Consider the following 25048-nt stretch of genomic DNA (forward strand, 5'->3'; position numbering starts at 1 on the left):
CGCGGAGACCTGGACAGACTCATGCACGGCGCGGCGCGCGATCAGTCGAAGATCGGCTTTCCGATTCCGTTCGAAAAAATGTTACCGAGATAGAGGTGGAGTTGTGCACGCACGCCGATGTCGCGGCCCGAACTCGCATTGATCGGAACGATCGCCTCCACCCCGAGTTGGGCGTACTCGCCCACCCAGATAACGCCAGGATTGATCGTGCCCGTGGTCTGTCCAGCCGACGGCCCGTTCAGCGGCGTCTGCATTGCGAATTCCACCAGCGGCACCAAACCCTCGGCGAAGCGATGAGCATTACCCTTGTCAGCGGAATGCACATTGGTCAGCAGGCTGTATTCCAGGGCAAAGCCCCATTGCAAGATGTCTGGGTTGTCGACCGTGGTGGCGCCGGTCACCGTGGTGGATTCGGTTGGCAGTGCGACTCCTAGGGTCGCGGTGACGTTGACCGGACGCAGCCATGCCAGCGAATCCGACAGATCGCCGAAGCCCTTGCCGACGTAGAGGGTCGGTGTCAGCGTCGAGAACGACTTGGCACCGACGTCGGACGATCCGGTGCCGCCCAGCGCCAGCGTACCGCCTGCCGAGAACACGAACTCGTCCTCGGCACTGGAATAGAGTTCATATTGGGTGCCGAGCACCAAATCGTCGAAGCCCGAGCGCGTGCTCCCCCGATCGACCATGCGGTAGTTTGCGGTGAACGACACCGACCAATCCGGGGTGATGAGCTTGCTGTAGGAGAAAGGAAAGTCGATCTCGCGCGAGCCGGTGTCGGGCAACTGCATCAATTGGGGAAAATTGACGAAGTCAGCCGGGGTGGGAACCACGGTCGCAAGCGTTGAGGGGAAGAAACGGTCCCCAACGTAGGACGCCGATGCTTCCGAACATGCAACGAGAGGCACCAGGAAGCTGGGCACCACAAGGTACCACGCCCGGTTAGCCATCCCACTCTCCTGCTTGACGCGCCCGACGCCGGTCGCATCGTCGACTATGGGCTTCGCTTGCATCCACTGGCTGTAGGAACTGGGGATGATCATCCCTTTGGCCCTTCACGCATGGAACGATGCGCTTGGGGCGTGGATGAGACCGGGTCGGTTCAGTCCGGGCATCGTCTTTCTCCGCAAACCAAAGCAAGACGATCACCAGGTCTGAATAGATGGCGAAGAAAATCAGAAACGATCTGGCGACCACGTCCGCGGTTGAGCCCGCGAGCACGACGAAAAGGCAGAGCGGTCCCGTCATGGCGAGGAATTCGAACCAGTGCGTCTTACCGATACGGTCGCGCCACGACAACGCATCGATGATCGCCGAGTCGAGTGGGTCGATGCCGGCAGAGATCGCGGAGCCAGGCACCGAAGCATGCCGACGGCGGGCCAGAGGGAAGGAGCATCCGAGTTGGACAGTGCCCGTTGCTCTCGGCCTCCAGGCCGTCGCCTCGCGAGCTGCGGATCCGACTGGTCGAACTGCGATCGCCGTCCAGGGTGGCGTGAGATTCATGTGCAGCAGCGTCGTCGAGCCGCCAATGGCGATGCCCTGCCCAGTGAGGGCTGTTCCGGTCGCCAACAGCGCGCGCCCGCCTCCAGCGGCGGACTCGCAAGGCCGCATCGACTTCCTGGGTGCCATGCGTTCAAATCCTCGGTATTGAGCGCCGAATGTTGCGTCCAAGCAAAGAAATGTCTTTCGCAAACGCCACCCCAATTCGTGTTTCGCCCGTTGCGCCGATTGGCTTCTTCAATTGGTTTCAGGCGAAGCCGGGGACCAGCGTGCCAATTGCGGATCGCGCAGCGACCCCACTGTGTTCGTCGTTCTCGTCAAAAACGGCGTCCGTCAGACGCCTCCCGACAGATCCAAAGTAACTTCTTTGCCATTTGGGTTATGCAGCCATACCAATGGATTATTCATGCCAACGGCAAAATCTATGCATGCTTCCCCGACCGCGAAGGAGCAAAAGAATGAAATGCTTGAACTGCGTAGGCGCGGTGAAAATACCCCACCAGTACTACTTCTGCTCCCAGGAATGTTTCGGAGAGACAACCCGTAACACCAATTGGAGGATGTTGAGCGATGGCCTTCCGCCTACTGGTTTTCCTGCTGGTGGCCAGCCCCGCACTGGCCCAGGACCACACTTCCCACGTCCCCATTGGCCCTCCCGAGGGCAATTACGGCCAGGGGCACGAGAAGTGGCACAGCATCTACATGGGGATGCATAACACGCTGGGTGGCTCATGCTGCAACGGCGGCGACTGTCGGCCAACGGTTGGCAAGTTCGAGGGGGGAAAGTGGTGGGGCAAACTCAACGGAGTATGGACGCCGATCGAGCCATCCAAAAGGGTGCCTGAACACCCGTACTCATGGAACGAAACGGCCCACATTTGCGCGACTGGGAACAGCGTCTACTGCTTCATACCCTCTGACAACGGGACCTGAACCTCTCCCCTAGCCGGCTGGGTGCCTCGTTTCGGAGAAGAGTTCGCCCTGCTCGGGTTCCACAGGCGGTGTTTTTGCGCCTCGCAAGCCACCCAGGAATTTGCCGAGCCGCTCAAGATACAAGTAGACCACCGGTGTCGTGTAGAGCGTGAGAATCTGCGACAGCGCCAAGCCGCCCACGATCGTGTAGCCGAGCGGCTGGCGGATTTCCGATCCGGCGCCAGTGCCCAGCATCATCGGCACGCCACCTAGCATCGCCGCCATGGTGGTCATCAGGATCGGCCTGAAACGTATGGTGCAAGCGCGGTAGATTGCCTCCTGTGGACTGAGACCTTCGTTCCTCTCGACCTCGAGCGCGAAGTCGACAAGCATGATGCCGTTCTTCTTGACGATGCCAATCAGCAGGATAACGCCGATCATGGCGATGACGCTGAAATCCATATGGACCGCCATCAGCAAGAACAAGGCGCCTATAGCGGCTGAAGGCAGCGTCGATAGAATGGTGATCGGATGGATCAGGCTCTCATAGAGCACGCCAAGGATGATGTAGATCACCACCAGCGCCACTCCGATCAAGATTGGTGTGCCTGACAGCGCCGATTGAAAGGCTTGCGCGTTGCCCTGGAGGCTGGTTGCAAGCGAAGCAGGCTTTCCGGCATCGCGTTCGAACAGCTGGATAGCTGCGACCGCATCTCCAAGCGCCGCCCCGGGCTTTAGATTGAAGGAGATCGTGACCGCCGGAAACATGCCTTGATGATTGATCACGATCGGCGCAGCCTTCGTCATGCTGGTCACCAGGGCGCTTAATGGCACCTGCTGCCCTGTCGAAGAATTCAGATAGATATCCTTGAGCGCCTCGGGACCGTACTGGAATTCCGGGCTGACCTCGAGAACAACGTGATACTGATTGAGTTGTGTAAACATTGTGGAGACGATGCGCTGGCCGAAAGCATCGTCGAGCGTGTTGTCGATCGTCGACGGGAGGATTCCGAAACTCGACGCGACTTCGCGATTGACGGTCACATCGAGCAGTGGTCCTGCATTCTCCTGATCGGTGGCCACGTCAACGATTCCCGGCATGGCTCTAAGCTTGTCGAGGAATATCGGTGCCCAATGGTTGAGCTCGTTGGAATCGGCATCGGTCAGAGTATATTGATACTGCGTTTTCGAAACCCGACCGCCGACAGTGATGTCCTGTGCCGCTTGCATGTAAAGCGTTATGCCTTGAATCTTGGCGAGTTGGGATGACAGCCGGCTGATCACCTGATCGGCGCTGACGTCACGTTGGTTGTTTGGCTTCAAGGCAATGTACATTGTCCCGCGATTGAGCGTGCTGCCGCCAGTTGCTCCTATCGAGGCTCCGACCGAAGCTACCGCCGGATCCTTAAGCACAATGTCGGTTACCGCCTGCTGACGCTCGGACATAGCCGGGAACGAAATATCCTGGTCGGCCTCGGTGACGCCGATAATCAAGCCGGTGTCTTGTTGCGGGAAGAAACCCTTCGGGATGATGACGTAGAGATAGCCGGTGACAGCAATCGTTCCGAGCATGACGAGCAGCGTCACGAAAGTGTGCCGCAGGACGATCCTTAGGCCCCGTTCATACAATCCAAGCAGCGCGTCGAAGCCGCTTTCGCAAATATTATAGAGCCGCCCGTGCCTGACGTTGGCCTCATTCTTGAGCAGACGCGCGCACATCATTGGCGTCAGCGTGAGCGAGACCACCAGCGACAGGATCAGTGAAACGCTCACCGTTACCGCGAATTCCTGGAAGAGTTCGCCGACATAGCCTCCCATCAGAAATAGTGGAATGAACACTGCGATGAGCGACAGCGTAATCGAAATGATGGTGAAGCCGATTTCGCTCGAGCCCTTCAGCGCAGCCTCCATCGGAGTGAGGCCATCTTCGATGTGACGGACGATGTTCTCGATCACGACGACTGCATCGTCGACGACGAAGCCGACCGCGATCGACAAGGCCATGAGTGACAGATTGTCGAGGCTGTAACCAAGCACATAGAGCACGGCAAAAGTGCCGACGAGCGAGAGGGGTACGGTTATTGCGGGAATGACCGTTGCCCAGAAATTGCGCAGGAACAGGAATATCACCATCACCACCAGGGCGACGGTCAGCATCAACGTGAACCGCACGTCTGCGACCGAGGCACGGATGGTTTGGGTGCGGTCTGAGACGACCGATACCTTGATGCCGGGCGGGATCGACGCTTGCAGCTGGGGCAGCAGAGCCTGAATGCGGCCAACCGTCTCGATCACATTGGCACCGGGCAGGCGCCGGATAGCCAGCAAGATGGCGGGCTTCTTGTCGTACCAGGCGGCGACAAAGTGGTTCTCCGGCCCGTCTATCGCGGTGCCGATGTCGCGGATGCGTACAGGGGAGCCATTGCGATAGGCGACGATAACATCATTGTAGGCGTCAGGTTTGAGCAGTTGGTCGTTTGTGTTGAGCGTGAAGGTTTGACGCGGGCTATTGAGCGTGCCCTTCGCAATATCGACATTGGCCTCGCCGAGCACGTTGCGAACATCTTCAAGGCCAATGCCGCGGGCCGCGGCCGCTTGCGGATTGACCTGCACACGGATCGCCGGCTTCTGCTGGCCGCCAATGCCAACAAGACCCACGCCGGAGATTTGCGAGATCTTCGGCAGCAGGATGTTTTCCGCGTAGGCATCGACCGTCGTCAGTGGAAGGGTGTCGGATGTCAGCGCGAGCACCAGGATCGGAGTATCCGCCGGATTAACCTTGCGGATGGTCGGCGGATAGGGGATGCCCAGCGGCAGATCTGGGCTTGCGGCATTGATCGCCGACAGCACGTCAACCGCGGCGCTGTCGACGCTGCGGCTGAGGTCGAACTGAACGGTGAGTTGTGTGCTGCCAAGCGCGCTGGTCGAAGACAGCTGGGTCACGCCAGGGAGTTGGCTTATCTGTTGCTCAAGCGGGGTGGCTACCGACGACGCCATGGTTTCGGGATCGGCACCGGGCAACTGCGCTGACACCTGGATCGTCGGAAAGTTGACGTTCGGCAATGATGCGACCGGCAGGAGCCGGTAGGTAGCCAGCCCACACAGCAGCAGACCCGCCATCAGCAGGCCTGTCGCGATCGGCCGGCGAATAAAAGGAGCCGAGACATTCACGGGATTGCCTGCTGCACGGCGCTTTGCAGGGCGGCTTCATCAGCGGCTTTGCCCCGCAGCACTTGAACGGGGACGCCCTCCACGAGCTTGTATTGCCCGTCGACCACGACCGTTTCGTTCGCCTCGAGACCCGAATCGATAAGGGCTTGTCCCTCGGTCAACTGGGCAACAGTGACAGGCCGTATCCGCGCGGTTCCATCAGGTGCGATCACGTAGACATAGGAGCCGTTTGGACCTTGCTGCACTGCCGACCCGGCTACCGTCAGCCCCCCAGTGCGGGTATCAAGAAGCAAACGTACATTCACCAGGGCACCCGGCCAGAGTTGGTTCCCAGCGTTCGGAAACGTGGCTCGGAGGCGGATCGTGCCCGTCGTCTGGACAATCTGGTTGTCGAGAAGCAAAAGTTTGCCTTCGTCGAGCTTGGTCTTGTCGTCCTGGCTGTACGCAAAGACCGTAAGCTGCCCCTTGGCCATCTGCTTCTGGATTTGCGGGAGCGTTTCCTCGGGCAGCGTAAAGATCAACGAGATCGGCTGGACCTGCGCAACGTCGACCAGACCAAAAGTATCGGTCGGGTGAATGATATTGCCTTCGTCGATCTGCCGGATACCCGTTACACCGTCGATCGGCGAGGTCAGACGGGTGTAGCTCAGATTGATCTGCTCGGCCTGTAGCAGAGCCTCGTCTGCCTTGATTGTCGCCTGGAGCTGGATCACTTCGGCCTTCTGCGTGGCTACCAGTTGGGAAGTGGCAAAGCCCTTCGCCAGCAGTGGCGTGTAACGGTCCAGGTCTGCCTGCGCATTGACGAGCAGCGCCTGGTCGCGATCGCGAGTGGCGGTTATCTGATCGATTTGTGCCTGATAGGGATCTGGGTCGATCTGCGCCAGCAGATCGCCTTTTTTCACGGTCTGGCCTTGCGTGAATGTGATCTTCGTAATCGGTCCTGAGATCAGGCTGTGCACGACCACGTTGTTGTAGGCGATCACCGTTCCTACACCGCGAAGGTAGATCGGCACATCGTGACTGGCTACCTTTCCGGCAATGACCGGAACCGCCGAGGCAGGAACGGAGACCGCCGCAGGTTCGGAATGGTCGTAGACGTGTTTGGCTGCAAGCCCAACGCCGCCGATCATGATCAGCAGCGCAGCAACAATGAAGGGTCGCTTGCGCATTGAGGGCTCCTACGACAGCGGCTCTTAAGGGATCAGTTCTTTCAGCAGCCGGATGTCGACGGCGTGCCGCTAATGCCCGTCAGCCCCGTGCTGCCACATGATGTGCCTGATACATTGAGCATAGGAATCGCTACCTGTGGATTTGTTACCGGATCGGCCAACGCGGGTGTTGGAATGCCAATTGGCGAACTCACTCCCAAATTGCTGAGTTCCGAAGACCCAAGCGGAATCCCAACTGCGGCCCCAAGACTCGTGGACGATGTCCCGGTGGTCATCGATGGTGTCGCTGTGGTGCCGAAAGACGACGCGCTCGACGCCGTCGAGTTGCAGGTGCCCGACGCTGTTGAAACCGTCGGGTTCACAAACGACGTCCCGCTCGTGGATGTGGTTGCGTTCATGCCTCCGCCGTCGAAAGTGGAAAGGGCGGAAGTCGCTGCCGCAACTTCGGAACTTGATGCCAAAACACTTGGCGCCAAGACATTGGTACACCCGGAGTTGTTGGAACTATCCCCGATGCCCACGGTGCTACCCGTCAAGCCACCCGGATCGAGCTCGACCGCGCCCAAGGGAATAGCAACCGGATTGAGGGGCGAACCAATTGCAGAAAGCGGCGATGTCAGTCCTGTCGCGGGCGTGGTGCTGATTTGCGCCAAGCTCGGCCCGCTGAACAAGAGAGCGACCGCAACGGTAATCAGCAAGATTGGCATCGCAACGTCATACTCATTTCGCATTGGAACTACCGTCGTTTCATGTGTCTAGGTAGGGGCGGAGAACATCGTACTAATCCCACCGCCCTGACTGCCTGAGGCCAAGGATTTCATATGTGCAGGCAGCACTTCCTCGTGTCGTTTGGGTCGGATTTCGCCCGGTCAGATCGAGATGATGCCAGATGGAGGGGAAGCGCTCTTCTCTAAAGGCGGCTGGATTTCCCTATTCGCACGCCGACTCCGAGCATTTGTGAGATTTGGACAAGGTCGCGCTCCTTGTCGGAATGGGCCTCGCCCTTTCATCAACCCGACGATGCGCTGGCTGCTCAATATGAACGTGCGTTAACCGCGACGGGGCGCGGGGTCGGACCATGGATTGGCGGTTGGAAAGGTCTACTAAAGTGGTGCCGGAGCCTGCCAGCATTCCTTCCGATATCGCGCGACGGTGCCCGGATATTCACGCGGCCACCGCCGACATCGGCGTGGCGGTGGCGGAATTCTATCGATTAAGTTGAATGGATCGGCCGCCTTCGACGCCCAAGGCTGGGAACCAGCTGACGGCCAATGCGATCACAACCAATCTCGGCCCGAGCATTTCGAGACCGATTTTCCAGGGCGGCCGGCTGAATTGGGTTACAGGCAAGAGTGCCAGATACCATTGGATCCGTAGTAACTCGGGTTCACAGCGTCGAACGAGCAGTAAGCAGTGTCGGTGTCGTCGTTCAACCAGAGCTGGTTATCATATTCCCGGTCGCCAGCTTCCCGACCGCCAAAAAGGACCTTGTGGTGCTGGCGGTTGCCAATGGCACCGCTGCTGAAGTGTACGGTAGGACCATCTCCGCCGCCGCTGCGCGCCATGGAGACCGTCGCCGAGCCGGTCGCCAGCATCACGCCCAAAGTAATCTTTGCCAATATTGTTGCTGATTTTCTCACGATAGACTCCTTCGGATTGAGAATTCATGGACTCTTTGAAAATATTTCCAGTCAGGCCGTAGTTCTGCAGACGTGCGAGCCAAAACCTTCAGTGTTCGAATCCGGTCCCCACTCGCACTGTGGAGTCCGGATTCGAAGAGGCCGTGGTGGTTCACGGACAAAATGGGTAAAGGGTGCGATACTCATTGTATGGGTACGGGTAACCGCAGTAGCCGTCGTCATAGAAATCACTGCCGAAACCGCGGTCCCTTCCGAACCTATGACCGTCGCCGACATGGACACCACGGACATGGCCGCCGCCGCCCAAGATTGCGACACGACCGCCATTGGCAAAGCCTACGCCGTGGCCACCGCCAAAGCCTTCGGCATGGCCGCCACCGCCCATGCTCATACCATGACCGCCGCCGCCAAAGCCGCCGCCACCGCCATGGCCGCCGCCACCGCCGTGCGCCATCGAGACCGTCGCTGAGCCAGCCGCCAGCATTGCGCCCATGACGATCGTCGCCAAGAATGATGTTGATCTTTTCATAATACGCTCCTGTAGTTGAAGCTTTCTTAGTTACTGAAAGCAATATTAATATAGATACGGGAGACGCTCTTCAGCATGATACGCTTGTTTGATTTTTGTATATCTTATAACTACAAACAATCTCTCTTGATTGCATGGGAAGCCGTCAGTGCGCTCTGCGGGCAGTCCTTCGCGGCCTAGGATGCAAGGTGTCCTGCGCACTTTTGGGCGACAGGAATTTGGTGCCGGCTTGATTGGCATTGCTCAGCGCCGATTTGCGCTCCGCAGCCGACCCCTCTCCCGTCGTGTCATTTCACACCGACAGCGACCTGGGGGCGTCCCGTTTCGCATAGGTAACCTTCACTGCGTTTTGCAATTTTTCGAAGGCGCGCATCTCAATCTGGCGCACACGCTCGCGCGAAACGCCGAATTCGCTGGAGAGATCTGCCAGACTCCTCGGATCATCCGCAAGACGACGCGCCTCGAGGATGCGCCGTTCGCGTGTGTTGAGCACGCCAAGCGAGTCGATCAGCGCCCTGTGCCGGCCGGAAGCTTCCTCGAACTGAACGAACTTGTACTCCTGGCTGTCCTCGCCCTCGACCAGCAAATCCTGCCATTGGCCCTCAGCCTGGCCTCGCAGGGGCGCATTGAGCGACCTGTCCCCGTCCATGCGACTGTTCATGTAAACAACTTCTTGCTCCGTCACGCCAAGGTTGCTTGCGATGAATTCCACGTGCTCTGGACGCAGGTCACCGTCGTCCAGTGCCGAGAGACGAGCCTTGAGTCGCCGCAAGTTGAAGAACAGCTTTTTTTGATTGGGGGTCGTACCGACCTTCACCAGTGACCAGGAGCGCAGGACATATTCGCGAATGGACGCCTTGATCCACCAGATCGCATAGGTAGCCAAACGAAAGCCGCGCTCCGGTTCGAAGCGATTGACCGCCTTGATCAGGCCGATGCTGCCCTCTGATATCACCTCTGACATCGGCAGCCCGTACCCACGATAGCGCATGGCAATTTTGGCAACGAGGCGAAGATGCGACAACACCAGTTGGTGAGCGGCCTCCGGATCGTTGTCGTCGCGCCAGCGTTTTGCCAGCGCTTGTTCCTGCCCAAGCGTCAGCATGGGGAGATGTTTGATCTCGCCGAGATAACGGCGAAGCCCGTCTTCGTTTGCCAAATTTGTTATTGCTGCGCGCGCCATGAAGCACTCCTTGCCTACCTCGCAGGGGATCAATAGTTTCTCGACGCCCATAGACGTTCGATGTTGACTTCTCTGTTCAGCGCTGCCGCTGCTTGCGGCGTTGTTCGCCTGAAACGCGAAGGTGCATCAGGTGCTGCTAACGCGCGTCATGAAGCGCAGAATCGATACAGTTGATCATGGCCTGGCTGTCCAACGGCTTGCCGAAGAAGCCGATGGCGCCCGTTTCCCGAGCGCGTTTGCGGACACGCTCCTCTGGATAGGCGGTGATCAAAATTGTCGGTATGTGATAGCCATGTTCGATCAAATGATCCTGCAGCTCTATTCCTGTCATTCCGGGCATCTGGATATCGCAGATCAGGCACGACGTAGTTTCCAGATTAGATGACATCAGGAACTCCTCGGCCGATTCGAATGCAAATGCGATGAAACCCAACGATCTGACGAGGCTTGCAGTGGCAAGTCGAACGGACTCATCGTCATCGACGATCGAGATCATCGCGCTGCGGGTCAATTCACTATTCCTCCGTGCTTGCCGATGACCCAAACATTGCTGCTTCAACGACTGTTTCTCGGCGAGATATTGCACCCGCGCTTGCGAAAGCGAAAGTTATACAGAGGTGTAACAAGCTTATTTACCGGGAGCGTCTATCCCCAGGGCGCCGGCCATCTTCACCAGGTCGGCCAGAGTTCTGGCGCCCATTTTCTTCATCAGGCGACCGCGGTGGATTTTCACCGTGATTTCACTGAGTTGCATCTCGCCAGCGATTTGCTTGTTCATCAATCCAGTCGCGACAAATGCCATCACCTGGCGTTCCCGAGGGGTCAGGGTGCTCAGAAGGCTCTGCAGCTCCGACAGCGCCCGGTCTTTGTCTCGCCGTTGCCTGTCGCGCTCCAGAGCGCCGGCGACTGCATCCAGAATATCCTGATCTCGGAAGGGCTTGGTGAGGAAATCGACCGCTCCGGCCTTCATGGCTCGCACGGACATGGGAATGTCGCCGTGACCGGTCATGAAAATGATCGGCAAGTGAATGCCTGCCTTGCTCAATTGCGTTTGAAATTCGAGTCCGCTCACCTCCGGCAGTCGGATATCGAGCACAAGGCAGCTTGGACCGTCGGGAAGCCGACTGTTCAGCAGTTCGGGAGCAGAACCGAAAAGCTCGACACGCGTTCCAACAGATCGGAAGAGGCTGCTTAAAGCTTCACGCAACGACGGATCGTCGTCCACGACCAGAACAGTCGGAGGCATGGCGCCGTTGCCGACTTGTGGTTGAGAGGAAGAGGCGGGGCGTTGGATCATGAGCCGGCATCCTTTTCGACGCGTGGCAGAGAAAATTGGAATATCGCGCCGCCGCCTGGATTGGGCTCGATCCACACACGGCCTCCATGTGACTCGACGATCGACCGGCAGATCGACAGTCCCATGCCCAATCCCTCTGCCTTGGTGGTGAAGAAGGCCTTGAACAACTGACGCGCACTATCGGGATCGATGCCTGGTCCCGTATCCTGGACCCTCACATTTGCCTGGTTCGATTCATCGATCGAAGTCGTAACGAGAATTTCGCGCAAGTCGCTGTTGCCAGAGGCCATTGCCTGAATCGCGTTGATCAAAAGATTGATCAGGAGCTGTTGAAGCTGGATACGGTCGCCAAGTGCGGGCAGCGCCCGGTTGGCTAGATTCAGTTTCAGGGTGATGCGATTTGCAACGAACTCACGATGCACCAACGTGAGCGATTCGTTGACGATCTCGTTCACGTCGACAAGCGCCATCTGGATGTCGCCCTTCTTGGACAACGCCCGGATTCGATGGACAATATCGCTGGCGCGTTGGGCGTCAGCGATGCTCCGCTTGACCGCGCTGCGGACCTCATCCAGATCGGGCTTGTCCCGATCCATCCATCGCAGGCACGCCTCGCCGTTCATAACGATGCCGGCAAGCGGCTGATTGACCTCGTGCGCGATCGAGGCCGTCAATTCACCCAATGTGGTGAGGCGTGTCACATGGGCGAGTTCCGCCTGGGCCTTCAGGACCTCGGTTTCGGCTCGCCTGCGCTCTGATATGTCCGTATTCGTTTCGAGAACCGCCAACGGTCTGCCGTCGGCATCCGTCTTCAGCGACCACCGGCTGGAAACGACAACGACGGATCCGTCGCGTTTCGTGTGCAAGAGCTCACCTTCCCAGCGGTTGGAGCTGAGCAGTTCCCGATTGATCTCGTCGAGCCTGGCTGGAAAGACCGTCTGCAGGAGCTGATGGGTGGACTTTCCCGCCGTGTGTTCGGCCGACCAGCCGTAGATGGCTTCTGCACCACGATTCCAATAGGAGATCAGACCGCCCATGCTGCGAACGAAAATCGCGTCATGCGTCAAATCGAGCAGTTCAGCCTTTTCGGATAGATCGGTCGAGGTCGACTGGTTTTTGAGCACCAGAAGGGCGGTAATGACAATGGTCGCGATGCTCATGACGCAGCGGCTGAGGGCGCCACCACTGGCTTCGTGTCCGTGAACAAGCCAGAAGCTCAGCACGGTGAGCCCAACACAGGCGAGCGAACACAAGACGATGCCACGCCTGCGAAACGCGGTGGACGCAAGCAAAACAACGACCACATAGAGGACCGAGACAGATCCCGCAAATGGATCAAGAGTATCGACGGCGAATATTCCGGCGGCAAGAAGGTTGGCAAGAGGCGCCACCAGCCGCGAATTGCTCGATGTTCGCGGAAATAGTCTATGCCGCATAAGATCTTTGCCCAGCTTCTGGTCGACGCTTGCGTGCTGATCGACCTCCGTGTCGCACCGATGTCCAGGTCCACCTTAAGCAGCGAAATCCTTTCTGCTTGTTCGAAATTGCGGTCGTCGGTGCCTGATTGCACCTTTGTCACGGCAAGCGCGTCGCGAACCAATCCAGGGGATCGAGCGATCCGTCAGCGCCACAGGCTTGAGAGCGAGCCTACAGCATCCGATCCGGCGGAAAGCATGCAGGCAAAACGCAACGCCCAAGCTCTGGCGGCGACACGATGGGTATGACGACACAGGCTCGGGTGAGCCACGGCCACGATCATCGTGCGATTCAGCTATACCATGCGTCAACAGGAAAGACCGCGTCAGCGCCCGATCAATATCGTGTGCCGTGCGTGCCAAGCGGACACTCATGCGGTCCGTGGCCGAACCAATTCGCGCAGTCGAGAAGCCCACCGCAGCAAGGAATGAAGCAAAATGAGCATAGCCACCGATAAGATATCCCGTCGAACCATGTTGGCTGCGACAGCTGCTGGCGGCTTGCTCACGACGGCGACACTGGCCCAGGCGCAAAACGGTGACCCGCTAGCCAACGGCCGCGGAGGCACCAACCCCGGTCCGATGAATCCTTCCCGAATAGCCCAGAATCCGGACCTGATGATCCCACCGAGCACGGATGCGGGCAGCCTGCCGAACCTGCGTTTCTCGTTCGACGATGCCCATATCCGACTGTCTGGCGGCGGCTGGACCCGACAGGTGACCGCACGCGAGCTCGGCGTCTCCAAGGACATTGCCGGCGTGAACATGCGCCTGAATGCCGGCGGCGTGCGCGAGTTGCATTGGCACAAGGCCGCCGAGTGGGCCTATGTCCTCTACGGGAAAGCACGCATCACGGCAGTCGATGCCAATGGCCACAATTTCGTCGACGACGTCGGCGCGGGTGACCTTTGGTATTTCCCGCCGGGCATTCCACATTCGATCCAGGGCCTTGATCCAGACGGGACGGAATTCTTGCTGGTGTTCGATGACGGCGACTTCGACGAGGATAACACCTTCCTGCTGAGCGACTTTCTGAAGCACACTCCTCCCGAAGTGCTCGCCAAGAATTTCGGCGTCCCGGCATCGAGTCTTGCGAACGTCCCCGATCCCAGCGAGCTTTACATGTTTCCCGCGCCGGTTCCGGGGCCGCTCAGCGCAGACAAGATCGCGGGCGCGGTCGAGGTCCCGCAGAGCTTCAGCCACCGCATGACGGCACAGGCTCCGATGAGGATGAAACACGGAACGGTGCGAATTACCGACAGCGCCGTGTTTCCTGTTTCCAAAGCAATCGCCGCGGCCCTTGTCGAGGTCGAACCGGGCGGGATGCGCGAGCTGCATTGGCATCCGAATACAAACGAATGGCAGTACTACATCCAGGGCCAGGCCCGCATGGGCGTGTTCGCGGCGTCGGGCGAGGCCCGAACATTCGATTTCCAGGCCAACGACGTCGGCTACGTACCCTTCGCCATGGGGCACTACATCGAGAACACAGGCAATACGACGCTGCGATATTTGGAGGTATTCAAGAGCACCTACTTCGCCGATGTGTCACTAAATCAGTGGCTCGCCCTCACACCGCCGGAATTGGTCCGCGTCAGTTTGCGCGCCGACCCGCAGTTTCTGCAGGCCTTGCGTAAGGGGAAGTCTCCCATCGTGCCGACCTAAAGCGCGTCGCGTTGAACGGATCCAATCGACGCATCGTCCCAAAACCGCTGCGCACCCCGGTTCGAGAGCGAGCGTATGCTTTTGTGGTCCCTGCAAGTTGATGGCGAGGTAGCCGCCCAGCACCGTCAAAATAGCTGCGCCATGGCACACCGACGTCTCGATATTCACTTGCTTGAGTGATCTTTAAGCCAAGCGTGGGCGCCCTGAAGAGTTCTGAAGTCTTCCAGGCTTCGTGCTGGGATGTCGCGATACGCGCCGACTGCCATTTCGCTCAGCGCCCGCCCGGGCCCGAGTTCGAGGAAGGCCGTTGCGCCGCCTTCGACGCAACCCTGCAGGCAATCGGCCCATTGCACCGTTTGCGATATTTGCGCCGCCAGCTTGTCGAAACCTGCCTTGGTGTCGATGACAGGAGAGCCGTCGACTCCGCTCAAGACACGCGCGCCGTCAGTCGGAGAGCGCATCAGGCGAACATGGCACAGGCTCGCGCGAAACGCGGCAGACGCCCCGGCGAGTCGCCTCGTATGGGAAGCAACCTCCACAGGTAACCCGACAACCCTGGCTGCGTCCGCCTTCGCTTCGTCGGCAAGGGCTTCCAAAGTCGCGCGGCTCCCGCCGAGGACGAAGGCGTTACCCGGATTGACGATAGCGATTGCGGCATTGTGCCGTTCGCATAGTCTCTCGATGGATTTGCGGGAAAGGCCACGGACGAAAAGCAGCCCGTCTCCACCGGGGGAAGCAGCATCCATGGCTTCCGCCCGACGCGCGACGAGGTCCAGCGTATCGGTCGCGCTGAACAGACCTGCAACACCCCAAGCCGCCACTTCGCCGACGCTATAGCCGGCGACGGTCGGCCGGTCGGGCAGCGTGTCCCGCAGCGCCGCCGCGGCTGCCAGCGCCTGCAGCGAGCAGAGGATTTGCCCAATGCGGTTGCGGTGCAGGGCGTCGCCCGATCCGGTCCGCACGATCTCGCGCGGATCCCTGTCGCCGAGCAACGTTGCGGCATGGGCAAATAAACCGGCAGCTTGCGGCGCACCGGCGGTCAGGGCGAACATGTCCGGATGCTGCCGCCCCTGTCCGGAGCAGAGAATTGCAAGGACCATCGCCGCTATGGAAACATAATGGCGATGGCGATCGCCATCGTCACGATGCTCACGATGGTGCTGCCAATGACCATGGAGCCGACCGTCGAAGAGTCGAGCCGATAGCTCACGGCGAAAAAGATGCCGAAGAACCCTGCCGGCAGGGCAGCGAACAGGATCGCCGTCCTGGCGATCTCAAAGGGAACCGGTAGCAGGAGCACGATCGCGACCATCAGGAGAGGTCGAACGATGTCGGCCAATGCGGTCGCGCCCACGATCTTCCAGTTGAACTCGAACGATTGAGCCGACAAGACCAAGCCGGTCAGGAACAGCGCTACGCCGGCTGCGGCCTGCCCTATCACCATCAGACAGGCTTCGATGACAGGATTGAGCGTCACGCTGCATAGCGAGAGCAGGATTCCAAGCGCGGGGCCGACAACAATGGGTTTTGTCAGTGCGCGCCTCAGCGCGTCGAACATCTGAGCGCCTGGCGTCTTGACGGCGCCGTCCTCCTTCAGGCTGCCCATTTCGGCGACAACAAGTGTGATCGGAGTGACCAGGATCGAACCCGCGGCCATGGCAACGGCGACCGAGACCGGCCCCGTCGCTCCGAGCAGCGAGGATGCAATCGGAAGTCCGACACCGCCAAGGTTTGGGAAGGCAACGGTCAGAGCCTGCACCGAAGCGCCCACCTTGCCCGTCGCCAGAAAAAGCCGCGCGATGGAGTACCAGGCGAAATAGATGAGCAGCATGACCCCGCCGAAAATGGCGAAGAGCGGCGCCTGGACAAGCAGCTCGCCACGCGGGGCCGACGCGGTCGCCGCGAACAGCGATGCCGGCAGCGCGAAGCTCATGACGAGCGTGTTGAAGCCGTCGACATGATGGTTTTCGACGATGCCGAATCTTCCGGCTCCATAGCCGAGGGCCATCACGAAAAAGACCGGAGCGAGCGCCAGCAGGATTGTATTGGCCATCAGGCAAGCATCCTTTCCTGCGCGTCGACGAACAAGGTCATGGCAAGGAGGTCCGCTGAGCCCCCGGGACTGAGCCGACGGGCAACGAAGCTCCTATGCACAAAATGGGCGCGGTCTCGCCAGCCGGGTGCGCCGACGCCGCCCTGGTCGAGAAAGCGGCGCGCGGCTCGACGCGCAAAGCCGAGACCGGAGAGGCCGCCGCGGTGCAGCAGAGTGGTGTCCTCGACAACCGCAATGAGCGCGAAACATGTTTCGATGCGTTGGGCTTCGGCGTCGTCGGGAGCCTCAAGGACGCTCTTTCGCAGGGTGGGCAGGCCGACATGATAAATGCTGGGGAATCCGAGGGCAGCCTCGATCCGCGCACCACCCGCGCCGAAGCGGCGACGGGCCAACTGACCGTGGCTCTGCGGAACCATCGGTCCTTCGAATATGCCGCGGGCCCATAGCCGCAGGACCACAGTTCCCAACGACAGCGTGGGATCCACCTGCCCGCCGATCCTGGCGCCGGCGGCCGCGCATAGCAGGCCCAATCCGAATATGGCGCCGCGATGGGTGTTGACCCCCGACGTCGCCGCAAGCATAGCTGCCTCGGCATCGAGACCGATTTCCCTCAAGGCGACCATCGCGCGGCCGGCGGCGCCTGCTTCCGCCAAGGCCTGGAAGTACGGCCCGATGGCCGCGGCGCTGGCGCGAAATGTGCCGGCATCCATGTCTTCATGGCTGCCGGAATCGATGTGGCTGACAAGGCCCGGCTTGGGCCACGTCTCCAGCTCGTCGAGAAGGCAACGCACCGCGCTCGCGGCGATGGCCCCGGCATCCGGAAAACGTGGTACCAGCACCTTTGACGCAAGCGGCCGCTCCGTGCCGAAAGCAAGGGCGACGGTCACGATGGCATCCCTTCAGAAAGAAAAAGCTGGGCGTCGAGCAACGCCACATCGCTGAGGGTCTTGACCAGAACCTCGCGCGGGCCGGCGTGAAGCTCCCGCCAGTTCGCGGCCGCGCCGTCATGGCGGATCAGCTCACCATCCAGCCGCATCGGCGCGGCCGCCTCGATCCGCGCCAGATCGGCGGTCAGGCGGCTAAGATCCGTGTCGCGATTGACCTGCAGCAGGAGGTCGAGATCGGAGCGGTCGGTCAGATAGTCCAATCCTGTGACGACAGCCAAGGCAAGGCTGCCGAACACCCTGGCTTCCACACCATGCCGTGAGGCGAGATCCTCAAGCTTGGCGAGCGTGGGTCGCCAGGCGCGTGGCGCCGACGGGCCGGCGGACCGCAGCGAGGGCGGCGGAGACGTCGACAGGATATCCTCGTGCCGCATGAGAAACGAAAATCGCTTCTTTCCGGCGAAGTACGGCAGCGCAAAGCCCAAAGGCACGCCATGCTCTTCGCCCGGCATGGCACGTCGTCTAATGAGCGGCCAGCCTCTATCGACCCAACATGAGACGAGCGCGTTCGCGGCGACATCGCTGCGTGTCAGCAACAGCGAATGCCACGCCGCCGGCCTGACGAATATCAGATCGTGACGCCGCATCGGCAGTTCACAGAGCTTGAAGTGCGAGTTCACGGACGCGCTCCGCGATGGCGTATGCCTTCGGCCGACCGCCGCGCTCCAAGCCGAGCGCATCTCGGCGGTCGCGCGCATCCGGCATGTTCGCCAGAAGTGTGTCCAGCTGCTCAGCCAGCGGGGTGGCCTCGTCCCAGGTGAGATGAACCGCGCCTGTCTGAGCAAGATTTCGCAAGCCCGGAGCAAACACCGGCGTGGACTTCGCCTTTTCCTGCAAAACCTCGATCGACAACTTCGTCACCCTGGCCATGGATGGCAGATCCATCACCGCCGGATCGGCGGACGGCAGCCCTACCAGCACGCGGGTGGCCAGCGCCGTGGCGAGAAGGGCGCCGGCTGCGGAGTGGCCGTAGAGAAGACCGATGGCGGGTCGCCCGTGCATATCCGCATAGATGAGGGACTTGGCGAGATGAGCTAGGAACTCGTTCAAACCCAAAAGCTCGTCCCGCTTGCTCATGCGCTGGCTGTCACTGTCCGCCAGGACGAGGATCGGGGCGTTTCCGCTTTCAACCGACGCCAGGACGTAGTTCGAAAGGCGGATGGCCTCGTCCACGCCGAGCGCGGTCCGGTCCGCGACGCCGATGACGAGCGCCCGGCCACCCGATCGCAGTGCGCCCGAACCTGACAGAACTCCGCCGCTGTTTTTCACGTCGTGGCCGTCGGGAAACAGCGAGGCGAGAATGTCATCGAGCGTCACGGCTGGACCTCCGGACTTTGTCAGCGAGAGCAATGAACTGGTCAGCGGGCAGCGCAGGAATGGAAGCGGCGTCAGGAATGCCCTCTGCCGTCCAGATATCGACCGCATCCGGACAGGCGCCGAAGCGCTGCAACCGATCTTCAAGGCGAGATTGCTCGGCCTTCAAAGTGTCGATGCCGAAGGCACGGATTGAACTGAGCAGCTCCAGCGCGGCGTCGCGAAAGTCCTGGACAGTATCATCGACGAAAACTTCGGCGCCGCCGAGGAGCCGGCGATGCTTGCCGCCCATGGTCCGCCAGACCAGCGCATGGTCACGGGAGTCGAACTCCTCGACACCGCGATTGGTCTCGATCACCTCGGGACCAGACACCGAAATGCGACCCTGCTCGGAGACCGCCAACGCCGAACAGCAGCCAGCGATCAAACCGCCGCCGCCATAGCATCCAGACCGGCCGCCGATCAGCCCGATCACTTTCACACCCGCGGTTCGCGCCTCGATCACTGCGCGCATGATTTCGGCAATCGCAAGCTCGCCTGCATTGGCCTCCTGGAGGCGCACGCCACCCGTATCGAACAGGATCAGCACCGGAACAGACCCAATATCGCGCGCGGCGCGCAACAGGCCGGTCAGCTTCGCACCGTGAACTTCGCCGAAAGCACCGCCCATGAAACGGCCCTCCTGTGCTGCGACAAACACCGGCGAACCGTCGAGCCTGCCGAGTCCCACAACGATGCCATCGTCGAACTGCTCGGGAAGATCGAAGAGCTTGAGATGCGGACTGACCTCGCGCTTCTCCGGTCCGATGAACTCGACAACGCTTCCGGGATCGAGCAGCAGCCGGACCCGTGTCCGCGCCGAGGACTCGTACCAGCTTGCGGTGCGATCCAGTTCCACCGAAGACTTGGTTCTCTGTGTGTGAGAGGCGCTCATTGGTCGTCCTCCTCCATCAGCCGGGCCGCTTGCGCCAGCCTAAGGGACACGGTGTCGGGACGCGCTCCGCCGTCATTGATGGAGAACCGGAGCCCGCCAGGCGAATAGCCTTTGACGAAGTCTGCGATCACGGCATCCCACACTTCGCCGAAGCCCGCGGCAGCAGTCCTGATCTCCACCAGGCATTCGGAGTCGGGCAGCACGCGTTCGGCCAGAACTTCGAGATTGCCAGACGCAACAACGCCGATGATGGCCAATTTCCTCGTGCCGGCCCCCCGCTGGCGGGTGGTGTGGCGGAAGCTCAGGTCCTCCATGGCGGCTGTCCTTCTCACCAGTTGCGGAATCTTGAGGGCGGCGCGTAGAGCCCGCCCGACCAATGGACAAGATCCTTGATGGAGCGCGCCGCCAGCATGCTCCGGTCGGCGTCGAGCGGATTGATACCGATATCTTCAGGACGGCGGATGGCACCGCGCTCGCGCAGATGCTGGACCATCTTAGCGTCGCGGCCACGGCCGACATCGGTGTATCCTGCCACCCCGCGGATCGCCTGCTCGCGCTCCCTGGCATCACGACAGAGCAGCAGATTGGCGATGCCTTCCTCGGTGACGATGTGCGTTACGTCGTCGCCGTAGATCATCACCGGCGCCAGCTCGAGATTCAGCCTTTCGGCGAGTTCGAGAGCATCGAGCCTCTCGACAAACAGCGGCACGTTCTTTTCGCCGAAGGTCTCGCCGATCTGCACGACCAGCTTGCGGCCGCGGCGCAGCAGCGTTGACCCCTCGGGATCGGCTTCCCTGCCGGCCTGCAGCCAGGGCTCGCTCGGATGTCGCCGCCCGCGCGCATCAGAGCCCATGTTCGGCGCCCCGCCAAAGCCGGCGATGCGCGACGTGGTGACGGTGGAGGAATTGCCCTGAAGATCGATCTGCAGCGTCGAGCCTATGAACATGTCACAGGCATAAAGTCCGGCCGTCTGGCAGAGGGCCCGGTTAGAACGCAGCGAACCGTCGGACCCGGTGAAGAAGACGTCGGATCGGGCGCGGATGTACTCATCCATGCCGACCTCGGACCCGAAGCAGTGGATCTGCTCGACCCAGCCGGATTCGATGGCCGGGATCAACGCAGGGTGAGGGTTTAGCGCGAAATGGCTCGCCACCTTGCGCTTCAGTCCGAGTTTCTCGCCATAGGTCGGCAAGAGGAGTTCGATCGCGGCGGTGTTGAAGCCGATCCCGTGGTTCAATCGCCTGACGCCATAGGGTGCGTAGATGCCCTTGATTGCCAGCATGCCGGTCAGGATCTGCGACTCGGTGATAGCAGCGGGATCGCGCGTGAACAGCGGTTCGACGAAGAACGGCTTGTCGGCCTCGACAACGAAATGCACCCGGTCCCCCGGTATGTCGACGCGCGGAACCTTGTCGACGATCTCGTTCACTTGGGCGATAACGACGCCGTTCTTGAAGGCTGTGGCCTCCACGACGGTCGGCGTATCTTCGGTGTTAGGCCCGGTGTACAGGTTGCCGTCACGATCGGCGCTGACTGCAGCGATCAGCGCGACGTTCGGCGTGAGGTCGATGAAATAGCGCGCGAATAGCTCGAGATAAGTGTGGACCGCACCGAGCTCGATCTTGCCGCCGAACAGCATCTTCGCAATGCGCGCCGACTGCGGGCCGGAATAGGCATAGTCGAGCTTCTTCGCCACGCCGCGGTCGAATAGGTCGAGATGCTCCGGCAGCACGACGCCGGACTGCACCATGTGCAGGTCACGCACCATGGCTGGATCGACAGCAAGGAGGGCGGCGCAGAGCAGATCGGCCTGCTTCTGGTTGTCACCCTCCAGGCAGACGCGATCGCCAGGGCGGACCACCGCTTCCATCAGTTTGGTGGCGTCGCGCGCATCGACGACCTTGCCCTTTGCCAGCCTCGCGCCGGCTTGGATACGGGCGTCGCGCGCTTCCCGGCCACGCTGCCAGGTCGTCATCGTCTTTGCTCCTCCAGCAGGCTCCGGATTGCTGGCCGAAATTAGTCGCGGAGCTCCCTGGAGTATTTCGTCAAGCAACCATGTTTTCGACTTCGCACGCTACCGAACCCGGCAATTGCATGACAGCTCGAACGTTGTCCGGTTCCTCCACTTCGCAACCGTCTTCTGATCGATGCCGCAGCGCTTGGCGATAGGACTGAAGGCCGATCAAAATGCCCTTGTTAGCCTGAGTGGAGCGATCACGGTGGAACCGGCAGCGCTTTCGTCTTGCCTGACAGTCTGGCTCCGATCGCCAGACTTTCGGGAAACCAACTGACGAAAGCCCTCATCGCCGCAGCGGATTGAGGTAGGGCTGCAATGCGTGCCAAAACGGCGGCGGTGCGAATGCGGGTTGCGAATTGTCTGTTCCAGGCCTTTGAGTAGCGGCTGCCGGCGGCAACGCGCGCCTCGCGATCCCACCGGTCAAACCTGGCCAATTCGGTGGCCAACAGCCAGCCGGACTGCAAGGCCATGGAGATGCCTTCGGCGATGATGGGATGGGACTCGCCGGCAATGTTGCCGACCCGAAATATGTCGTCGGCAAAACGCGGACGAATGCCAGGGCGTATAGGCCCAGCGGCCAGCCATTCGCCATCGAGCGTTGCGCTGCCGATGGCGGAAACCGTACCCGGACAGGATGCCACGATGTGCGCGTGAACGGCATGGCCTGCCGACAAGGCACCACTTTTCTCACGCAACCTGGCCAATACGTCGCGGCGTATGCAGCAGGACAGCGACATCCTGTCCTGGTCCGTCCACACCATGCCGCCATAGCCGCCCGGAAACACCAGGAGAGGCATGAGGTCTCGGGCGAGCGAAGCTCCTTTGAAATGAGCCTTGAAGCCAAACAGATCGTGGGGCGCACTGCTTTTTGGGAGGTTGGTTGAAAGCTTTCCCTGCTCCCAAGAGCCATGCGCGGCTATCACGACTGGCGCAGCGAGAACCTTCTGATCGTCTTTGCCGCTGATCCGGACCGCGGCGTTCTCCCCATCGCTGATAATCGTCACCGCACGGCAAGGCTGAAAAACATCGGCTCCGGCATGGCGAGCGGCGTCCAAAAGGATGCCATCCAGAACGTCGCGTCCAAGTGCACGCCCAAAAGCGTCTCCTGCCGCCCGGGGCATGCCCGCGTCTATGCCCGGGCCCGACGCAAACAATGCTACTCGCCTGACTTCCGGGCCTGCCTTGGCGCGAATCGCAGCGCCCGCCCCCAAACGGTCCAACAGCTCCAGATTGACTGCCGACATGAACTCGCCGCAGACTTTTCGGCGCGGGAATTCGCTTCGTTCGATGATGGCAACCGCGCGCCCCTGGCCGCACAAAGCCAAGGCCACCGACGCGCCACTTGGCCCGGCACCTATGACAATGGCATCGTACATCGCGGGAGCGCTTCCTTGGGGATGACGCTGAAAGCGTGGGTAAACGGGCCAATCCTGCGTTCTTCGCAGTGCTGGCTGCAACCCGATGGCCACAGACTGGAAAGTTCATTGCCCGCGAACCCCGCGCGGACGCTCGCTGCTGCATCGTGCATGGTCACCTCGTTTGCGCCAATGATGCGTAGGAGCGAGCACATTCTCAAGGCACTGGCGTTTCGGCTTGGCTCGGTGGCGAGGAACACCGGTGCCCGTGAACGGAGCGCTGCAAACAGAACCTTCAAGTCCGCGTCGGAAAAATGGTGGAGGAACAGATTGGCCGAGACAACGTCGTATGCGCCGGCGCCGGGCTTTGCGATCCAGTCAAAGACGTCATCGGTGACGGTTTCAACTCGCCATCCGAGTGCGGTGAAGTCCGCGCGCCGTTTGTCTGAGATGAGGTTGACCTGGTCAAGCATGACCAGATCCACGTCGGTCCAACTCCCGGCCAAACGTTTCGCAACCGAGAGCATGAATGCCCCGTCGCCGGAACCGAGTTCCAGAATCCTGGTCGGCGTTCTGCGCACGTTCGCCTTGAAGAGACCAGCCATGATCGCGCTCTGAAACATCAGCGCGTTTATCCAAGCGAGGTCGCGCCGGGAGCCGATTGCCCTGGGATCGTCGGGGGGCAGGATATCGAGCAGTTCCGGCTCGATCCGACGGCGGTCGAGATATTTGGTCAACTCAGGCATTGCCGGCCGTATGGAACATCATCGTCTCAGCCGTCAGGCCGGGTCCGAATGCCATGGCACAACCCACGCGGTCTTCCGTGAACCCGCGCAGCATTCGCTCAAGCACGAACATGACCGTGGCTGAAGACATGTTTCCGTTTTCGCGAAGGACCTCGCGCGACATCGACAAAGCACAGGGATGGAGATTCAGCGCGCGCTCCACGGCATCGAGTATCGAGCGCCCGCCTGGGTGGACAGCCCAAAGATCAACGCTTCCGACGCTGCTGGCTCCCAGAATGCTGGCGATACCTGCGGCGAGCACACCTTGAATTGCGCCAGGGACTTGTCCCGACAAAACCATGTCGAAACCGTCGTCGCGAATGCCCCAGGTCATCAGGTCGCGGCTGTCGGCGGCGACGATCGCGTGAAAACTATCCAGGCCGATCCCGAATGGGCGGGCAGTCACCGACGCGGCCGCGCAACCGTCACCCCAGAGGCAGAAGGACAGCAGTTTTTCGAGATCGTTGGTCTCCCTGAGATGGAGCGTACAGAGTTCAATACAGACGATTACAACGTGAGCCTCGGGTTCGGACCGGATGATGTGCCGTGCTAGCTTGAGCGCGTTGATTGCCGCGTAGCATCCCATGAAGCCGATGATCGTGCGCTCAACGGTGGTCGGCAAATTGCATCGAGCAATTATCTCCAGATCGATACCTGGGGCGGAGAAACCGGTGCACGTTGTCACGATCAAATGCGTGACGCTCGTCCTGTCCTTATCCTGGAGGAGCCGCTCCACGGCTTGCTGGGCCAGAACCGGCGCAGCGGCAGCAAACATCTCCATGCGTGTCGCCGTTCCTGGAAATGCACCCCGCTTGAAAACGCCCGCCATGTCCACACTCGGACCCTCGGGATCTTCGGCAGGCGCAAAGCACGAATAGCGATGCTCGATCCCGCCCTTGTCTGCCATGCGATTGAAAATCGCGCGGCGACGGGGGTCTGCCGTCAACTGAGAGCCAGCAAACTGCAGGAAGAACCTGTGAACGCTGTGGTCAGGGACGGCCGTCGCAATTCGGTTGATGAAAGCTTGAGCGCACATTTTCTTCCTTGGCTTGCCGCCGCAAGCCTGTGGTCCCCGAGGAAAGCGCCACGTGTTGGAGGCTCGCAGCGG

22 protein-coding genes are annotated in these 25048 nt (G+C 60.5%); 3 read left to right on the top strand and 19 right to left on the bottom strand.

The genetic code is table 11. The features are described from left to right. Positions 1 to 41: 41 nt before the first annotated feature. From AC1DZP_RS00935 to AC1DZP_RS00950, 4 genes are all read right to left on the bottom strand, one after another. A complete protein-coding gene (locus AC1DZP_RS00935) occupies positions 42 to 947 on the bottom strand; it encodes a hypothetical protein (RefSeq protein ID WP_477299840.1) in 906 nt (301 codons plus the stop codon). Continuing rightward, positions 940 to 1626, bottom strand: coding sequence for a hypothetical protein (locus AC1DZP_RS00940; RefSeq protein ID WP_477299841.1), 687 nt, complete (start codon positions 1624 to 1626; stop codon positions 940 to 942). The genes AC1DZP_RS00935 and AC1DZP_RS00940 overlap by 8 nt, the downstream gene beginning before the upstream one ends. Before the next feature lie 813 nt (positions 1627 to 2439). After that, positions 2440 to 5580 (bottom strand): efflux RND transporter permease subunit, encoded by a 3141-nt coding sequence (locus AC1DZP_RS00945; RefSeq protein ID WP_477299842.1) that lies wholly within the window; start codon positions 5578 to 5580, stop codon positions 2440 to 2442. Beyond that, on the bottom strand, positions 5577 to 6749 hold the full coding sequence (locus AC1DZP_RS00950; RefSeq protein WP_477228355.1) for an efflux RND transporter periplasmic adaptor subunit: 1173 nt from the start codon (positions 6747 to 6749) through the stop codon (positions 5577 to 5579). Before AC1DZP_RS00950 ends, AC1DZP_RS00945 begins: the two co-directional genes overlap by 4 nt. A gap of 72 nt (positions 6750 to 6821) precedes the next feature. Between AC1DZP_RS00950 and AC1DZP_RS00955 the strand changes: the two genes are divergently transcribed. Continuing rightward, on the top strand, positions 6822 to 7508 hold the full coding sequence (locus AC1DZP_RS00955; RefSeq protein ID WP_477299843.1) for a hypothetical protein: 687 nt from the start codon (positions 6822 to 6824) through the stop codon (positions 7506 to 7508). A gap of 750 nt (positions 7509 to 8258) precedes the next feature. After that, the gene (locus AC1DZP_RS00960; protein WP_477299844.1) at positions 8259 to 8858 is read left to right on the top strand and encodes a hypothetical protein; all 600 of its coding nucleotides are present in this window, start codon (positions 8259 to 8261) and stop codon (positions 8856 to 8858) included. Between the two features lie 352 nt (positions 8859 to 9210). Here the strand turns inward: AC1DZP_RS00960 and rpoH are convergent, their stop codons facing one another. The 4 genes from rpoH to AC1DZP_RS00980 all read right to left on the bottom strand — a co-directional run bounded on the left by rpoH (position 9211) and on the right by AC1DZP_RS00980 (position 12558). Beyond that, positions 9211 to 10101: an RNA polymerase sigma factor RpoH gene (gene rpoH / locus AC1DZP_RS00965; protein WP_477228353.1), complete on the bottom strand. Its 891-nt coding sequence runs from the start codon at positions 10099 to 10101 to the stop codon at positions 9211 to 9213. 136 nt (positions 10102 to 10237) lie between these two features. Next, entirely contained in the window at positions 10238 to 10612 is a 375-nt protein-coding gene (locus AC1DZP_RS00970; RefSeq protein WP_457155772.1) for a response regulator transcription factor, read from the bottom strand. Between the two features lie 117 nt (positions 10613 to 10729). Beyond that, positions 10730 to 11398 (bottom strand): response regulator transcription factor, encoded by a 669-nt coding sequence (locus AC1DZP_RS00975; protein ID WP_477228352.1) that lies wholly within the window; start codon positions 11396 to 11398, stop codon positions 10730 to 10732. Further along, positions 11395 to 12558: a sensor histidine kinase gene (locus tag AC1DZP_RS00980; protein ID WP_477299845.1), complete on the bottom strand. Its 1164-nt coding sequence runs from the start codon at positions 12556 to 12558 to the stop codon at positions 11395 to 11397. Before AC1DZP_RS00980 ends, AC1DZP_RS00975 begins: the two co-directional genes overlap by 4 nt. A gap of 753 nt (positions 12559 to 13311) precedes the next feature. Between AC1DZP_RS00980 and AC1DZP_RS00985 the strand changes: the two genes are divergently transcribed. Further along, positions 13312 to 14538, top strand: a complete 1227-nt coding sequence (locus tag AC1DZP_RS00985) for an oxalate decarboxylase family bicupin (protein WP_457152904.1) — start codon at positions 13312 to 13314, stop codon at positions 14536 to 14538. A gap of 164 nt (positions 14539 to 14702) precedes the next feature. Here the strand turns inward: AC1DZP_RS00985 and AC1DZP_RS00990 are convergent, their stop codons facing one another. The 11 genes from AC1DZP_RS00990 to AC1DZP_RS01040 all read right to left on the bottom strand — a co-directional run bounded on the left by AC1DZP_RS00990 (position 14703) and on the right by AC1DZP_RS01040 (position 24976). Next, on the bottom strand, positions 14703 to 15638 hold the full coding sequence (locus AC1DZP_RS00990) for an acyltransferase domain-containing protein (protein ID WP_477299846.1): 936 nt from the start codon (positions 15636 to 15638) through the stop codon (positions 14703 to 14705). A 5-nt stretch (positions 15639 to 15643) separates the two neighbouring features. After that, on the bottom strand, positions 15644 to 16591 hold the full coding sequence (locus tag AC1DZP_RS00995; protein WP_457152902.1) for an AEC family transporter: 948 nt from the start codon (positions 16589 to 16591) through the stop codon (positions 15644 to 15646). Further along, positions 16591 to 17478, bottom strand: coding sequence for a triphosphoribosyl-dephospho-CoA synthase MdcB (mdcB, locus tag AC1DZP_RS01000; protein ID WP_477299847.1), 888 nt, complete (start codon positions 17476 to 17478; stop codon positions 16591 to 16593). Before mdcB ends, AC1DZP_RS00995 begins: the two co-directional genes overlap by 1 nt. Further along, complete coding sequence (mdcG, locus tag AC1DZP_RS01005; RefSeq protein WP_477299848.1) at positions 17475 to 18155, bottom strand: malonate decarboxylase holo-[acyl-carrier-protein] synthase; 681 nt, start codon at positions 18153 to 18155, stop codon at positions 17475 to 17477. The genes mdcB and mdcG overlap by 4 nt, the downstream gene beginning before the upstream one ends. After that, on the bottom strand, positions 18130 to 18852 hold the full coding sequence (mdcE, locus tag AC1DZP_RS01010; RefSeq protein ID WP_095089125.1) for a biotin-independent malonate decarboxylase subunit gamma: 723 nt from the start codon (positions 18850 to 18852) through the stop codon (positions 18130 to 18132). Before mdcE ends, mdcG begins: the two co-directional genes overlap by 26 nt. Continuing rightward, positions 18839 to 19783: a biotin-independent malonate decarboxylase subunit beta gene (locus tag AC1DZP_RS01015; protein ID WP_477299849.1), complete on the bottom strand. Its 945-nt coding sequence runs from the start codon at positions 19781 to 19783 to the stop codon at positions 18839 to 18841. Before AC1DZP_RS01015 ends, mdcE begins: the two co-directional genes overlap by 14 nt. Beyond that, positions 19780 to 20097 (bottom strand): malonate decarboxylase acyl carrier protein, encoded by a 318-nt coding sequence (gene mdcC / locus AC1DZP_RS01020; RefSeq protein WP_477299850.1) that lies wholly within the window; start codon positions 20095 to 20097, stop codon positions 19780 to 19782. Before mdcC ends, AC1DZP_RS01015 begins: the two co-directional genes overlap by 4 nt. A gap of 14 nt (positions 20098 to 20111) precedes the next feature. Continuing rightward, the gene (gene mdcA / locus AC1DZP_RS01025; protein ID WP_477299851.1) at positions 20112 to 21758 is read right to left on the bottom strand and encodes a malonate decarboxylase subunit alpha; all 1647 of its coding nucleotides are present in this window, start codon (positions 21756 to 21758) and stop codon (positions 20112 to 20114) included. A gap of 239 nt (positions 21759 to 21997) precedes the next feature. Further along, positions 21998 to 23176 (bottom strand): NAD(P)/FAD-dependent oxidoreductase, encoded by a 1179-nt coding sequence (locus AC1DZP_RS01030; protein ID WP_477299852.1) that lies wholly within the window; start codon positions 23174 to 23176, stop codon positions 21998 to 22000. Further along, entirely contained in the window at positions 23155 to 23892 is a 738-nt protein-coding gene (locus AC1DZP_RS01035; RefSeq protein ID WP_477299853.1) for a methyltransferase domain-containing protein, read from the bottom strand. The genes AC1DZP_RS01030 and AC1DZP_RS01035 overlap by 22 nt, the downstream gene beginning before the upstream one ends. Before the next feature lies 1 nt (position 23893). Continuing rightward, positions 23894 to 24976, bottom strand: a complete 1083-nt coding sequence (locus AC1DZP_RS01040) for a type III polyketide synthase (protein WP_477299854.1) — start codon at positions 24974 to 24976, stop codon at positions 23894 to 23896. Positions 24977 to 25048: the final 72 nt, after the last annotated feature.

Source organism: Mesorhizobium sp. P2_F8 (genome assembly GCF_056403655.1).